The organism is Actinomycetota bacterium (genome assembly GCA_040754375.1).
Lineage (GTDB): Bacteria > Actinomycetota > Acidimicrobiia > Acidimicrobiales > AC-14 > JBFMCT01.
In genome coordinates this window covers 56981-70668 of record JBFMCT010000016.1, presented here as the reverse complement: position 1 = coordinate 70668, position 13688 = coordinate 56981, and the positions used below count along the sequence as shown (strand labels likewise).

The window sequence follows — 13688 nt, the reverse complement described above, 5'->3', positions numbered from 1 at the left end:
GTGTCCTACACCGACGTCTGGGGCTGGACCACCACCCGGTCCTACGACCAGGCCGGCCGGCCCACGGCTGCCCACGGCCCCCGGGGGGCCACGGCCGTCGTCTACGGGGCGGCCACCGGGGCCGTCGAGGCCGTGCACTGGGACGGCCAGCCCGTGGCCACCGCCTCCTACGACGGCGCCAGTGGCATGCTTGAGGCCCTGTTGTCGACGACCAACGCCACCTCGGGGACCTTCGCCTACGACGCCGCCGGGCGGCTGGCCATGGTGGCCTGGCAGGGCCCGGGGGGCACGCTGGGCACCGACGAGGTCGTGCGCTCCCCGGGGGGCCGGGTGGTCGACCAGAGGGTGGACGGCACCGACGCCTACCCGGGCACCGCCCCCTTCGGCCAGCCGGGCTCGTGGAACTTCCTCTACGACCCCGACGAGCAGGGCCGGCTCGTCACCGGGCGGCTGACGGTGGCCCGGGCCGCGGGCCACGAGCTCTCCTACGGCTACGGCCCCGTCGAGGGGTGCGCCCACCCCGGGGCGGGCCGGTCGTCCAACCTGTCGGCCGTCACCGACAACGGCGCCACCACCACCTTCTGCTACGACCGGGCCGACCGCCTGGTGTCGTCCTCGGCCGGCTGGGCCCCGGCCTACGACGCCCGGGGCAACACGGTCGCCCTCGCCGACATCGCCCTGGCCTGGGACGGGGCCGGCCGCCACGTGGCCACCGCCGACGCCACCACCGGCGGGGTGGCCACCTACACCCGCGACGCCACCGGGCGCATAGTGGCCCGCACCGACGCCTCGGGCACCGTGCGCTACGGCCACGACGGCCCGGGCGACAACCCCGCCGTGGTGGCCGGGGCCACCGGGGAGGTCACCGCCCGCCACCTGGCGCTGCCCGGGGGGGTGGTCGTCACCCGCACGGCCGGGGCCGAGAGCTGGGCCTACCCCAACGTGCACGGCGACGTCCTGGCCACCGCCGACGCCACCGGGGCCAAGGTCGGCCCCACCCGCCACTACAGCCCCTTCGGCCAGGAGCTAGGCCCCGGCCCCTCCGGCCCCGGCTACGGCTGGCTCGGCTCCCACCAGCGCCTCACCGACGACGCCGGGGGCCTCGACATCATCCACATGGGCGCCCGCCCCTACGTCCCCTCCCTCGGCCGCTTCCTCTCCGTCGACCCCGTCGAGGGCGGGTCTGCGAACGACCATGACTACTGCTTTGGCGATCCGATCAACTGCACCGACCTGAATGGCGAAGAGGCCGGAAAGTGGACTTCTGTCGGCGCCTTCTGCCTGAGCCGTCCAAGCAGGGCCAGGGCATGCACTGTTGCATGGGCACTCGGCGACGTCGCGAGAAGCGCGTCCAAGGAGGCGTTTCCTTCAGCTGAGCAGCGTGCAGAGGCTGACGCCTTCAGGCACGTCTACTGGCACGCACTGATGATGATCCATGGCCTCGACCGAACCTTCGTGGTCCAGTTTGGGCGGGTGTGGGAGGACTTCTCCGGTAACCCTGAGGGAGCGAAGGCGGCCGATCTCGCGAACAACCATAGAGGGCGCGAGGTTGGTGCTGCATTCGTCAGGTCTGGGCTGCCAGTGCCAGATCAGGTCTATTTAGCTCAAACCTACATTCTTGGTTTGGTGCAGAGTCGCAGCTCGTTGATTCGGTACGATGTCGGATGAGCGTACGTCTCTCAAATCCTCGGTTCCCCGACGCTCAAGGCTCGTCCTCACGCCCGGTCGTGTGGCTGGTGATGGCGGCTGTCGTCCTGCTCAACTGGCTCGTGCTCTCCGTCTTCTCAGCCTTTGCGTTCCTCACCGCGAACGTCGACGACCCCATCGGAACCTACGGCCGGGCGGGCTTCATCGGCCTAGTGGTCCTTTTGGGATGTGCCGCGGTGCTCGCCTCGGGCGGGCTGTCGGCGCACCATTTGTGGTCAACATCTCCCCAGCCTTGGTTCCGGATCGTTGGACTGATCGTCACGTGTGTCGCCCAAATCACGGCGGCCCTATTTATGGTGACTGCGCTAGCTACGGGTAGCGACGGTAACCAACCAACGTTTGTCGGTCTGCTCGCACTCTCCTTGGCAGCGGGAGGAGTTGCTTGCGTGCTTCGGCTGGGGATCGGCTCCACCCCCACACCCGCGACGCCACCGGGCGCACGGTCCACGCGGCGGTCTCTACGGGCCCGGTGTGTGTCCCTCGGGCTGGCCGAGGAGGCCGGTGGCCAGGGCCAGGTCGACGGCCCATGACCACAGGTCGTGGATGGGGGGCTGGCCGCCCGAGGGGGAGACCCGGGCCGGGCAACCGTGGGTGGCCCAGGTCGGGCGGACCGAGCCGATGCGTTCGACGTGGGGCTTGCCGGCCACGAGGTGGTCGGGGTGGATGTCGACCGACCAGGGCCGGCCGTCGCGTTCGGTGACCACGAACCGTTGGCCGTCGAACCACTGCGGGCCTCCGGGGAACGAAGCAGGAGCGAGAAAGGCGTGGTAAGCCACGATCACGTGGTCGAGGTTGAGGGCCGCGAAGCGCATGGCCGGCCGGCTGCTGTGGACCATGACCTCGGCCTGGGCCTCGGGCCCCAGTCCCTGTGCGGACAGCAGGCGGTGCATGACCTCGGCCAGTTGGACCGATACACCCGTGCCGAAGTGCAGGCCCCCGTAGATGAAGCTCACGGCGTCGCGCATGCGGGCCTTGCCCGCGGGGCCGGCCTCGGCCCGGAACAGGGCGAGCAGGGCCTCCAGCCTCGTCAGCATCCAGCCCCGTTCGCCGTGGGGCAGGTCGCTCAGCTCCTTGTGGAGGTGGAAGACGGTGGTGTCGACGTAGAGCTTGCCCAGCTCGTAGAAGCCCGCGACCGTGCCCTCCTCGACGGTGGTGGGGGTGTCGAGGACCATCCGCCAGTCGGTGTGGCCCGAGCGGACCAGTCCGTAAGGGGGGCGGTTGGGACGGTCGGCCAAGGCCCGGGCGACAGCCGCCTCGGCCAGCACGGACGAGATGGCGTAGAGGTCGACCCGCAGTTTCTCGAGCCGAGCCTTACGCTCACCCGGCGACAAGCCCGCCAGCCGCTTGCCCGACGGCAGGTCGCCGGCCACAGCTGCCCCCTTGGTGGCCAGTTCACGGGCCCGCACCGCCAGCCGGCCCCCCACCGACGGGTCGGCCGGCCCCTCCGCGGCTGGTTCAACCACGCCGGTAAGGGCGACAGGGCTCGGTCTGGGGCACGGGCACGCCGTCAAACTACCGCCCGGCCCGCAGCCCGGTTCCCGAGCGACGGGTACCTTCACTGCGTGAGAGGGTTCGGGTCTAGGCCGTTCGGGAGCGGGATGGGTGACCACCATCACCTGTGGAACCGCGACCCGGAGTTCGTGGCCGGGGCCAAGCTCGACCGGCTGGTCCTCAAGCGGGTGTGGGCCTTCGCCCGGCCCTACCGGTGGATGATCACCGGCTACGTCGCCACCATCTTGGCCTCGGCCCTGGTCACGGTCATGCCCCCGCTGGTCTTCCGGGCCATCATCGACAACCACGCCATACCCCGGGCCGACCTGTCGGGGCTCAACCTGCTGGCCCTGCTGGCCGTCGGGCTGGCCATCACCGATCTGGTCCTCAACCTCTTCCAGCGGTGGTGGACGGCCCGCATCGGCGAGGGCCTGACCTTCGACCTGCGCTCGGCCCTCTACGAACACGTCAACCGCATGCCGTTGGCCTTCTTCACCCGGACCCAGACGGGCGCCCTCATGTCCCGGCTGAACACCGACGTGCAGGGGGCGCAGCGGGCGTTCACCTCCACCCTGGGCAGCGTCGTGCAGAACGTGTTCACCCTCATCGTGACACTCACCGTGATGCTCCGCCTGGAGTGGCGGCTGACGCTGCTCACCCTGGTGGTGGTCCCGCTGTTCGTGGCCCCGGCCAAGCGGGTGGGCCGCCACCTCCAGAAGCTGACCCGCCAGTCCTTCAACCTCAGCGCGGCCATGAACGCTAACATGACCGAGCGGTTCAACGTGTCGGGCGCCCTGCTGGTCAAGCTCTTCGGCCACCCCGACCGGGAGGCCGCCGAGTTCGCCGAAAAGGCCGGCAGGGTGCGGGACATCGGCATCCGCACCGCCCTGCTGGGACGGGTGTTCTTCGCCGCCCTCGGCATGCTGGGTGCCGTCGGTACGGTGCTCGTCTACTGGTGGGGCACCCGCATGGTCATCGAGGGCACGCTCACCGTCGGCACCCTCACGGCCCTCGCCCTCTACGTCGCCCGCCTCTACGGCCCGCTGACCCAGCTCACCAACGCCCAGGTCGACGTGATGACGGCCTTCGTTTCCTTCGAGCGGGTGTTCGAGGTGCTCGACGCCCAGCCGTCGATCACCGACTCCCCGGGCTCGTTCGACTTGGGCGGGGACCGGCCCGTCGAGGGGCGCATCGAGCTCGAGAACGTGTGGTTCCGCTACCCGGCCCCCTCGACCGTCTCGATCGCCTCACTGGAGGCCGACACCGCCTCGCCCCTGTCCGACGAACCCTCGGCCCTGATCCTCAAGGGCGTCTCGTTCACGGCCGAGCCCGGACAGATGGTGGCCCTGGTGGGGCCGACGGGCGCCGGCAAGTCGACGCTGTGCAGCCTCGTCCCCCGCCTCTACGACGTGACGGCCGGGACGGTCCGCATCGACGGCCACGACGTGCGCGACCTGACACTCACCAGCGTGGCCGCGGCCATCGGCATGGTGGCCCAGGACTCCCACCTGTTCCACGACACGGTGAGGGCCAACCTGGCCTACGCCCGGCCGGAGGCGACCGACGACGAGATCGAACAGGCCTGCCGGGCGGCCCGCATCCACGACCTGATCTCAGGGCTGCCCGAGGGCTACGACACCGTGGTCGGCGAGCGGGGCTACCGCCTCTCGGGGGGCGAGAAGCAGCGCCTGGCCCTGGCCCGGGTGCTGCTCAAGAGCCCGGCCATCGTGATCTTGGACGAGGCCACGGCCCACCTCGACTCCGAGACCGAACTGCTCGTGCAGCAGGCCCTGGCCGAAGCCCTCAAGGGACGGACATCGCTGGTCATCGCCCACCGCCTGTCGACCATCCAGGCCGCCGATCAGATCCTGGTGGTCGACGAGGGGCGGGTTGTCGAACGGGGTACCCACGCCGAGCTCGTCGGACGCCAGGGCCTCTACCGCGAGCTCTACCTCACCCAGTACGCCCGGCCGACTGCTCAGCCCGCCGGTCCCTGACGGCTCTCGAGCGGTCGCCGCCGTCCCGGCGGCGGCGCCACCGGCTCCTCGGGGCGCGGTCAGCGTCGTCCTCCACGGCACCGGGCGTCTCCCCGTCGACCCTGCGGGTCCGGCTGGGTGTGGCCGCCCGGGCCCGGCGGAAAGAGGCGGTGCGCAGGGCCTCGGCCTCGGCCGCCCGCTGTTCGGCGTCGCGGCGGGCCTCGGCCTCCGCCCCCTTCTGGGGGTCGAGGGCGCGGGCCACGAGCTTGGCGTGCCAGCGCTCACCCAGCGACCCCCCGAGCAGGCCGCCGACAACCATGGCCGCCAGCGAGGCCAGGCCGGCCACCGTGGCCACGTCCCGCCACTCGGCCGCCGTGGTCGGCACGCCGAGGTTGCGCAGGTTGTCGACGGCCAAGTCGGTGCCCCCGATCTGGCGGGCCGTCCACGCCGCCACCACAGCCCCGACGATGCCCAGGACGACCACGGCCGCCCCGTGGGCCAGACCGGCCCGGCGGGCCATGCGCCCGGCGACGTACCCGCCGGCCAGGAACGACAGGAGCAGGAGGCCGGCGACGACGAGGCCGCCGGCCACCCCCAGCTGCTCCCAGCGGCCGGCGACGTCGAAGTCGGCGTCGACGGCCACGGCCATGGACGCGGTGATGCCCGACAGCACGGCGAAGGTCCCGTAGGCGGCCACCGCGCCGCCGGCCACGCTGGCCACCGAGAGCTGGCCGAAACCGGCGTCGGACACCAGTTCCCGGCGGTCCCGGCCTGTCTCGACGAACGCTTCAGTGGCCATGGTCCCTCCTGCATCGGACGGTGGTTGTCTGCGTCAAGTGTTCCCCGTAGCGGCCCGCGCTATTCGCCTTCGAGCGGCCGGGGGACCGTCTGGGCGTCGTCGATGCCCTCACCCCGGTCGGACTCGCCCAGTTCCATCAGCTCCTTCTCCAGGGCCTCGCGTTCGAGCACCTCGTCGTCCTTGGTCGCCTGGGTGTCGCGTTCCATGTGCACCTCCGGTCGGTAGGGGCGGCCCTCGATGTGAGGTCTACCCGGGGGCTGCCGTACCATCCCCCCGCAGATGCGGTTACCTCATATCTCCCCCCAGGCGTACCGGCGCCTGACGTTGCTGGCCCTGCTGGCCCTCGCCTTCATCATCGTGACCGGGGGCGCCGTCCGGCTGACCGACTCGGGGCTGGGCTGCCCCGACTGGCCCACGTGTGACAACCAGCGGGTCATCGCCCCCCTCGAGTTCCACGCCATGGTGGAGTTCGTCAACCGGGTCATCACCGGGATCGTCTCGCTGGCCGTGATGGGGGCCGTGCTCGGTTCGCTGCGCCGCCAGCCCCGCCGCCGGGACCTGACGTGGCTCTCGCTGGGTCTGGTGGCGGGCGTCATCGCCCAGATCATCCTGGGCGGCTTCACGGTGATGTTCCACCTGCTGCCCCAGTTCGTCATGGCCCACTTCCTGCTGTCGATGGTGCTGCTGGCCAACGCCGTGGTCCTCCATCACCGGGCGGGAGAGCCCGACGGCAGCCGGCCCCGGCCGGCCGTCCCCCCCGACCTGCGCCATCAGGGGAGCCTCGTGGTGGCGGCCGCCGGGCTGGCCATCTTCTTGGGGACGGTCGTCACCGGCACAGGGCCTCACGGGGGCGACCCCGAGGTGGAGCGGTTCCCGTTCGTGCTGGCCGAAGTGGCCCGCGTCCACGGGGTGGCCGTGGTGCTGTTCATCACCCTGACGCTGGTGACGTTGTGGCGGCTGCACAAGGCGGGCGCGCCGGCGCCGCTCATGGCCGCCGGACGGGTGCTGGTGGCCGTCTCCGCGGCCCAGGCCGTCGTGGGCTACACGCAGTACTTCACCGGCGTGCCCGTCCTGCTCGTGGGCATCCACATCGCGGGGGCGGCGGCCGTATGGGCCACCGCCATCCGGTTCCTCCTGCGGTTCACGGTGCGCCCCCAGGCGGGGGCCCCGGCGGCCAGCGCAGCCACGCCCGCCCCCGAAGTTCTCAGCCGGCCCTGAACGTCCTATCCTGGGAGGTTGTGGCGGCGATGCCCACTGCCCCCACCGAGGTGCGCGAACCGGAGGTCGGCGAGAAGGTCGGCGAAGATCGCCCCTGGGTCGTCATCGTCTGGAACGACCCCGTCAACCTCATGTCCTATGTCACGTTCGTGCTGCAGAAGCTGTTCGGTTACAGCAAGGAGAAGGCCACCAAGCTGATGCTCGACGTGCATCACAAGGGTAAGGCGGTGGTGTCCAGCGGCCCGCGCGACAAAGCCGAGCTCGACGTGTTCCGGCTCCACGAGCACGGGCTGTGGGCCACCATGGAGCACGACAAGTGACGAGATGAGCCCCCTGGGACAGTTCGGCCGGCGGGTCAAGCGCCTGCGCAGGGGGGGTGTCGAGCTGCGCATCCCCGAGCCCGAGCGGGAGTTCCTGCGCACGCTCGCACCCCAGATGCGCGAGTTGCTGGAGTCGCCTGACGACCCCGCGGCCAGCCGCCTGTTCCCCGTGGCCTACCCCGAGGACGAGGACCGCCAGACCGAGTACCGCCTGCTGGCCGGGGGCGAGCTGCTCGACTCCCACCTCAAGGCCCTCGACGCCCTGGAAGCCAGCGCCGAGGAAGAACGCCTCGACGAGGACCAGGCCTACGCCTGGATGCGTGCCCTCAACGAGGTGAGGCTGGTGCTCGGCACCCGGTTGGACATCACCGAGGAGGGCCAAGAGCGCCCGTCGAGCCGGGACGACCCCAGGGCCCCGGCCTTCGCGGCCTACGACTACCTGAGCATGCTCCAGGGCGAACTGATCGACGCCCTCGGGGGCTGAGCCCCGCCCGCCTCGGCTCAGCGGGCCGGGGCTCACGGGCGGGGGCGGGGGCGGGGGCGGAGGCGGGGGCGGAGGCGGGGGCGGGGGCGGCCGGGCCGGGGCTGACGGGCCGCTCGGCCTCGGTACCCGAGAGCCGGATCGGGCCCGTTCAGCGGGCCGGGGCCACGGGCGAGAACATGACCCCGACGGTCCCCGGCCCGGTGTGGGCGCCCACGCTCGGGCCCACGCGGTAACCGACGACCTCGGCCACGGTGGGCAGGTCGCGCAGGCGTCGGGAGACTTCGTCGGCCAGCGCCGCCATCTGCGGGTCGCCATAGCCGACGCCCACCCGCAGCCGGGCCCCACTCCCCACGCCGGCCACGTGGGCGACCATGGCGTCGGCTGCACCCGTGCCGTCGGGCACCTCGGCCACCACCCTCATGACCCCGCCGTCCATGGTCATCACCGGGACCAGCGCGGCCGCCAGGTCGCCGGTACCCGGGGCCAGCCGGCCCCCGGCCCGAGCCAGGTCGAGGGCCTTGACCACGAACACGTTGCCTACCCCGGCAGCGGCCTCCCGGGCGGCGTCCGCCGCCTCGCCCGCGCTCGCCCCCGCGGCCAGGGCCTCGCCCGCGGCCCACACGCACAGCGCCACGCCGAACGAGGCTGTACCGGTATCGACGACATGGACGGGAACGGGGGCCGACGCGGCCGCCAGCCGGGCCGAGCCCACCGTGGCCGAGACCTCTGACCCGATGTGGACCGAGACGATCTCGGTGGCCCCGGCCTCGGCCAGACGGCTGTAGGCCTCGACGAACCGCCCCGGTCCGGGGGCGGCCGTGGTGACGGCCGGGGCCCGGCCCGGCGCGAACAGGGCGAAGAACCCGTCGGCGTCGAGGTCGGCGCCCTCGTCGAACGGGGCGCCGTCGACGGTGACGGTCAGGGGGACCACGACCACACCGAACCGGTCGGCCAGGGCCCGCGGGACCTGGGCGTTGGAGTCGGTGACGAGGCCGGTCACACGCGCTCCTGCCAGCCCCGGGCCGCCCAGAAGCGCGAGAAGATGACGGCGCTGCTGGCGGCTGCGGCCAAGGGAAGGGCCGGGGTCGGGCGAGGCCCCCAGGCGTTGGGCCACCCCTTCCTCCACCACAGCACGCCCGCCCCCACCCAGACGGCCGACGCCACCGCGGTGGCCGGCAGCGCCCGGCGCTTCCAGCGGGCCACGACCAGCGCGACGGCCAGGTCGACGGGGAAGTAGGCCGGGAAGGTGGCCAGGCAGTGCCCGCAACTGGTCGCCGCCCCCTTGCCACCGCCCTTGAAGCGGGTCCAGAGCGGGAAGCAGTGGCCGACGACCGCGGCGGTCCCCCCCAGGTGGGCTCCCGTCCCGCCCGCCAGCGCCTGGCCGAGCCACGACGCGGCCGCCCCCTTGCCGATGTCGGCCACCAACACGGCCGTCCCCCACCGCCGGCCCAGGGCCGTCATGGCGTTGGCCGCCCCCGGGTTGCCGCTGCCCACCGTGCGCAGGTCGGTGGTCCCGCCGGTGGCCAGGCGGGCGGCCAGGGTGGCCGCCGGGAAGCTGCCGAGCAGGTACCCGGCGGTGGCGGCCAGAGCCGAGGCGAGGGGGCGGGCGGGGCGCATCAGGGCGGAGGCTACGGCGGCCGGCGGCCCTCGGGGGGTGCATGATGGCCCGGTGACACAGCCCGAGGTCCGCCTGGTCGCGGTTGGCGGCGGGGTGGACCTGCACGCCCTGCTGTGGGCCGGGGGGGAGCGCTCGCCCTTCCTGCTGGTGCACGGGCTCTCGTCCAACTGCCGGACGTGGACCGCGGTGGCCGGCCGGCTGCACGCCGCCGGCCACCCGGTGGCGGCCGTCGACCTGCGCGGCCACGGCCGGTCGGACAAGCCGGACGAGGGCTACGACTTCGCCACCCTGGCCGCCGACCTGGCCACGGCCGCAGATGCCCTCGGTCTCGTGCGGCCCATCGCCGCCGGCCAGTCCACGGGCGGCAACGTGGTGGTCGAGCTGGCCTACGGTTCGTCGTCCGGTACCGTGCCCGGCGCCGTAGGGATCGACGGTGGGGCCATCGAACTGTCCGAACGCTGGCCCCGCTGGGAGGACTGTGCCGCCGCGCTGGCCCCGCCCCCGCTCGAAGGCACGCCCGTGGCTGATGTCGAGGCCTGGCTGCGCGGCGCCCACCCCGACTGGGACGACTGGGGCATCGAAGCCACCCTGGCCAACCTGGAGGTGCGCGCCGACGGCACCGTCGGGCCCTGGCTCACCCGTGAGCGCCACATGCAGCTCCTGCGGGCCCTATGGGAGCACCGCCCGTCGAAGCTACTGGCGGCCGTCGGCGTGCCGGTGATGCTGGTGCACGCCCAGTCCTCGGGCGGCGGCCCGAAGCCCCCGCACGCGTCCGTCTCGTCGCCCCACGTCACGGTGACGAGCCTGGTCGGCGACCACGACTTGCACGTCCAGCAGCCCGACACCGTGGCCCGCCTGCTCGAGGAGTTCGCCTCATCGGTCGAAAGGGGCCGCACGCCGTGACCGCCCGGCTGCTGGTGATCATGGGGTCGGGGGAGACCAGCCCCACCATGAGCAAGCTCCACCGTGAGCTGTTCGCCCGCCTCGGGGGGCCGGCTTCAGTCCCGGCCGTGATGCTCGATACCCCCTTCGGGTTCCAGGAGAACGCCGACGACATCGCGGCCAAAGCCGAGGACTACTTCCGCAAGGCCGTCGGGCGGCCGGTGTCGCTGGCGTCCTACCGTTCGGCCGACCAGGTCGGGTCGGTGGCCCACGAGGCCGCCCTCGTGAAGTTAGGCGAGGCCCGGTGGGTCTTCGCCGGACCGGGCAGCCCGTCCCACGCCCTGCGGCTGTGGAAGGCCAGCCGGGTGCCGGCCCTGTTGGCCGACAAGCTGCGCGACGGGGGGTGCATCACCTTCGCCAGTGCGGCGGCCGTCACCCTCGGGCCGTTCGCCCTGCCCGTCTACGAGATCTACAAGGTCGGCCAGGAGCCGTTCTGGCTGGAGGGGCTCGACCTCACCGGCCGGGTGGGCTTGCCGGCCGTGGTCGTGCCCCACTGGAACAACGCCGAGGGCGGCCACCACGACACCCGCTACTGCTACATGGGCGAGCGCCGGCTGCGGGTGCTGGAGGACAAGCTGCCCGAGGGCATCTTCGTGCTCGGGGTCGACGAGCACACGGCCTGCGTACTCGACCTCGACGAAGGCACGGCGACCGTCTCGGGCCTGGGCGGTGTGACCATCCGGGCGGCGGGCGCGGTCGTGCGGCGGGTGGAGGCGGGCGAGACGGTCGCCACGTGCGATCTAGCGCACGGGGTGGGCGGCGGGGGCGGGCCCGCGAGGGTGTCCGCCGACGCGGCCCAGCCGGGAGCCGGCCACGGCCCCGCCGCCAGGCCGGCCCGGTCACCTTTGCTGGCCTCGGTCACCGAACTGGAGGCCCGGTTCGCGCAGGCCCTCGAGGCCCGCGACGCTGATGCGGCCACGGCCTGTGCCCTTGACCTGGTCTCGCTGCTCGACGCCTGGTCCAGCGACACCACCGAGTCCGACGAGCTCGACCGTGCCCGGGCCGCCCTGCGCTCGATGGTCGTCCGCCTCGGCCAGGCCGCGTCCACCGGCCTGCGCGACCCCCGCGCCGCCGTGGCCCCGTTCGTCGAGGCCCTGCTCGACGCCCGCCGCCAGGCCCGCGACGACCGCCGCTGGGCCGACGCCGACTCGCTCCGCGACCGCCTCCTGGCCGCCGGCATCGAAGTCCGCGACGGCCCGGAAGGCACCGAATGGCAGGTAGTCTCAAGCCCTCAGGCCCCCATCGTCTAGCGGCCTAGGACACCACCCTTTCAAGGTGGCGGCACGGGTTCGAATCCCGTTGGGGGTGCCAGCAAAGGCCCAGGTGGGAGCGCATCTAGCCTGGGCTGCGTGCCTCTGAGACGGCGCTTTTGCCAATCTCTTGCCAATCCAAGGTCCGGCGAAAGGCTCGGGATGCAGGGGTTCATCAGGCAGCGCGGCGACGCCTGGGAGCTGCGCGTGTACGTCGGTCGGGACGCCGTGAGCGGGCGGAAGCGGTGGGTGTACAAGACGGGTGCGCGGTGGGAAGCGTGAGGCCCAGCGGGCCCTGACGGCGATGGTGGCCGAGGCCGATCGGGGCGGGTTGACTCGGACGAGCGCGACCGTGAGCGAGCTGCTGGAGGAGTGGTACGCCCATGCTGCGCCGGGGTTCTCGCCGAAGGGCGCTTACGAGACGCGAGGCATCTTGGATCGGAACCTGCTGCCGTTCGTCGGATCGGTGCCACTGTCGAAGCTGGGTGCGGCGGACCTGGACCGGTTCTACCGCCGGCTGCGGGAGAAGGGCGGTCGCGCCGGCCGGCCGTTGGCGCCCGGGACCATCCGGCGGACGCACGGCGTGCTGCACCGGGCGCTGGCGCAGGGCGTGCGATGGGGCTGGCTGGCGAACAACCCCGCGTCGTCGGCGAGCCCGCCCCGAGTGCCCATGCCGCAGATCAACCCGCCCGCTCCGGACGAGCTGGCGCGCGTGTTCGCGCTGGCAACGAGTGCGGACGTGGACTTGACCGATTACATCCTGCTGGCCGCTGCGACAGGCGCACGGCGGAGCGAGTTGATCGCCCTGCGCTGGTCCGACATCAACTTCGCCAAGGGCGTCGTGACGATCAGCCGCGGCATCGTGAGCGGCGCCGACGGCCTGGTCGAGAAGGGCACCAAGACGCATGCGTCCCGCCGGGTGTCGCTGGACCCGACGACGGTCGAGGCGTCACGTGCTCACCGGGGTCGTGCCGAGGACCGTGCCGCGTTGTGCGAGTTCGAGCTGTCACGCGAGGCCTTCGTGTTCAGCTACGAGGTCGACGGGTCGAAGCCGTGGTTCCCGGACTCCGTGAGCCGCTGCTTCAGCCGGCTGTGCAAGAAGGCGGGCCTGAAGGGCGTGCGCCTCCATGACCTTCGCCACTACGTGGCCACCCGCCTGCTGTCCGCCGGTGTTGACGTCCGCACAGTCGCCGGCCGTCTCGGTCACCGCAACGCCGCCACGACCCTGAACGTCTACAGCCACTTCCTCGCCGAAGCCGACCGGGACGCCGCCGACGTCCTGGGTCGGATCTTCGAGGACGCAGTGCCGCCGCGTCTGACACTGAGGTCAGGCCTGGTTCGGGATGACCTCCAGCATCTCGTCGGCTGCGTCGATCACTACACGGAACCACCGGAAGAACCCAAGATGGCCGAACACCTGGAAGTCGAACGGCCAGGGATCGCAGAAGGAAACGGGCGCCTCCCAGGTGAAGTCGCCGAGCACGAGCTGGCACGTGACCATTCGTGCCTCCACGACTACCCCAGCGAGGGCGATTCCTTCGACCGCGACGCCGTCGAGGTCGATGCCGGCAAGACCGGCAACCCACGCGCCGACTCGGTTGTGAACAGCGCCGGTGTCGAGGAGCCCCAGTACGCTGACGTTTGCATGCGGACCGACGACGGACACCTCAAGGGCCGGTCGGGCAATGTCGGCCCCTGCGCCGGGGAGGAGCTCGAAGGCGAACCTCAACCCTGGCCGTGCATCCCCATGTCGGCTGCCGGGTCGACCGGAACGCGGAAGATCACGGCGCCCTCAACGCCGTTCTCCTCAAGCCAGGCAAAGACTTCCTCCGGCGTCTCGGCATCAACCAGGATCCGCTCGTCCTTACGGGCGACGTAGCGAC

Annotated in this window: 13 protein-coding genes and 1 tRNA gene; 9 read left to right on the top strand and 5 right to left on the bottom strand. The window is 72.2% G+C overall.

Annotated features, from left to right (window positions below; all coding sequences use genetic code 11):
- The coding region (locus tag AB1673_09020; GenBank protein MEW6154110.1) for an RHS repeat-associated core domain-containing protein at positions 1-1668 on the top strand (1668 nt) is incomplete at its 5' end.
- Between the two features lie 497 nt (positions 1669-2165).
- On the opposite strand, the gene AB1673_09015 is transcribed toward AB1673_09020, so the two are convergent.
- Positions 2166-3170 (bottom strand): hypothetical protein, encoded by a 1005-nt coding sequence (locus AB1673_09015; GenBank protein MEW6154109.1) that lies wholly within the window; start codon positions 3168-3170, stop codon positions 2166-2168.
- Between the two features lie 99 nt (positions 3171-3269).
- Between AB1673_09015 and AB1673_09010 the strand changes: the two genes are divergently transcribed.
- Positions 3270-5195, top strand: a complete 1926-nt coding sequence (locus tag AB1673_09010) for an ABC transporter ATP-binding protein (GenBank protein MEW6154108.1) — start codon at positions 3270-3272, stop codon at positions 5193-5195.
- Here the strand turns inward: AB1673_09010 and AB1673_09005 are convergent.
- Positions 5152-5973, bottom strand: coding sequence for a hypothetical protein (locus tag AB1673_09005; GenBank protein ID MEW6154107.1), 822 nt, complete (start codon positions 5971-5973; stop codon positions 5152-5154). The two genes, AB1673_09010 and AB1673_09005, sit on opposite strands and share 44 nt — an antisense overlap.
- A gap of 59 nt (positions 5974-6032) precedes the next feature.
- Positions 6033-6179 carry a hypothetical protein gene (locus tag AB1673_09000; protein MEW6154106.1) on the bottom strand — a complete coding sequence of 49 codons (147 nt, stop codon included), beginning with the start codon at positions 6177-6179 and terminating at the stop codon, positions 6033-6035.
- A 73-nt stretch (positions 6180-6252) separates the two neighbouring features.
- On the opposite strand from AB1673_09000, the gene AB1673_08995 reads away from it, so the two are divergent.
- Genes AB1673_08995 through AB1673_08985 form a run of 3 tightly spaced genes read left to right on the top strand, consistent with a single transcriptional unit; the run spans position 6253 to position 7995 of the window.
- A complete protein-coding gene (locus tag AB1673_08995; protein MEW6154105.1) occupies positions 6253-7191 on the top strand; it encodes a COX15/CtaA family protein in 939 nt (312 codons plus the stop codon).
- A 29-nt stretch (positions 7192-7220) separates the two neighbouring features.
- The gene (clpS, locus tag AB1673_08990) at positions 7221-7511 is read left to right on the top strand and encodes an ATP-dependent Clp protease adapter ClpS (GenBank protein MEW6154104.1); all 291 of its coding nucleotides are present in this window, start codon (positions 7221-7223) and stop codon (positions 7509-7511) included.
- A gap of 4 nt (positions 7512-7515) precedes the next feature.
- The gene (locus tag AB1673_08985; GenBank protein MEW6154103.1) at positions 7516-7995 is read left to right on the top strand and encodes a DUF2017 family protein; all 480 of its coding nucleotides are present in this window, start codon (positions 7516-7518) and stop codon (positions 7993-7995) included.
- A 148-nt stretch (positions 7996-8143) separates the two neighbouring features.
- Here AB1673_08985 and AB1673_08980 read toward each other — a convergent pair whose 3' ends face one another.
- Together AB1673_08980 and AB1673_08975 are read right to left on the bottom strand one after the other, a co-directional pair.
- Complete coding sequence (locus AB1673_08980) at positions 8144-8995, bottom strand: DegV family protein (GenBank protein ID MEW6154102.1); 852 nt, start codon at positions 8993-8995, stop codon at positions 8144-8146.
- Entirely contained in the window at positions 8992-9612 is a 621-nt protein-coding gene (locus AB1673_08975; protein MEW6154101.1) for a glycerol-3-phosphate acyltransferase, read from the bottom strand. The genes AB1673_08980 and AB1673_08975 overlap by 4 nt, the downstream gene beginning before the upstream one ends.
- 52 nt (positions 9613-9664) lie before the next feature.
- Between AB1673_08975 and AB1673_08970 the strand changes: the two genes are divergently transcribed.
- The 4 genes from AB1673_08970 to AB1673_08955 all read left to right on the top strand — a co-directional run bounded on the left by AB1673_08970 (position 9665) and on the right by AB1673_08955 (position 13684).
- Positions 9665-10516, top strand: a complete 852-nt coding sequence (locus AB1673_08970; GenBank protein ID MEW6154100.1) for an alpha/beta hydrolase — start codon at positions 9665-9667, stop codon at positions 10514-10516.
- Positions 10513-11805, top strand: coding sequence for a hypothetical protein (locus AB1673_08965; protein MEW6154099.1), 1293 nt, complete (start codon positions 10513-10515; stop codon positions 11803-11805). The genes AB1673_08970 and AB1673_08965 overlap by 4 nt, the downstream gene beginning before the upstream one ends.
- Positions 11791-11866 (top strand) — tRNA-Glu (locus AB1673_08960). Before AB1673_08965 ends, AB1673_08960 begins: the two co-directional genes overlap by 15 nt.
- Before the next feature lie 291 nt (positions 11867-12157).
- Complete coding sequence (locus tag AB1673_08955; GenBank protein MEW6154098.1) at positions 12158-13684, top strand: site-specific integrase; 1527 nt, start codon at positions 12158-12160, stop codon at positions 13682-13684.
- Positions 13685-13688 lie beyond the last annotated feature (4 nt).

Coding starts and splice junctions, on each gene's coding strand:
- AB1673_09005 (MEW6154107.1), bottom strand. CDS start 5,973: ATGGCCACTGAAGCGTTCGTCGAGACAGGCCGGGACCGCCGGGAACTG.
- AB1673_09000 (MEW6154106.1), bottom strand. CDS start 6,179: ATGGAACGCGACACCCAGGCGACCAAGGACGACGAGGTGCTCGAACGC.
- AB1673_08995 (MEW6154105.1), top strand. CDS start 6,253: ATGCGGTTACCTCATATCTCCCCCCAGGCGTACCGGCGCCTGACGTTG.
- clpS (MEW6154104.1), top strand. CDS start 7,221: ATGCCCACTGCCCCCACCGAGGTGCGCGAACCGGAGGTCGGCGAGAAG.
- AB1673_08985 (MEW6154103.1), top strand. CDS start 7,516: ATGAGCCCCCTGGGACAGTTCGGCCGGCGGGTCAAGCGCCTGCGCAGG.
- AB1673_08975 (MEW6154101.1), bottom strand. CDS start 9,612: ATGCGCCCCGCCCGCCCCCTCGCCTCGGCTCTGGCCGCCACCGCCGGG.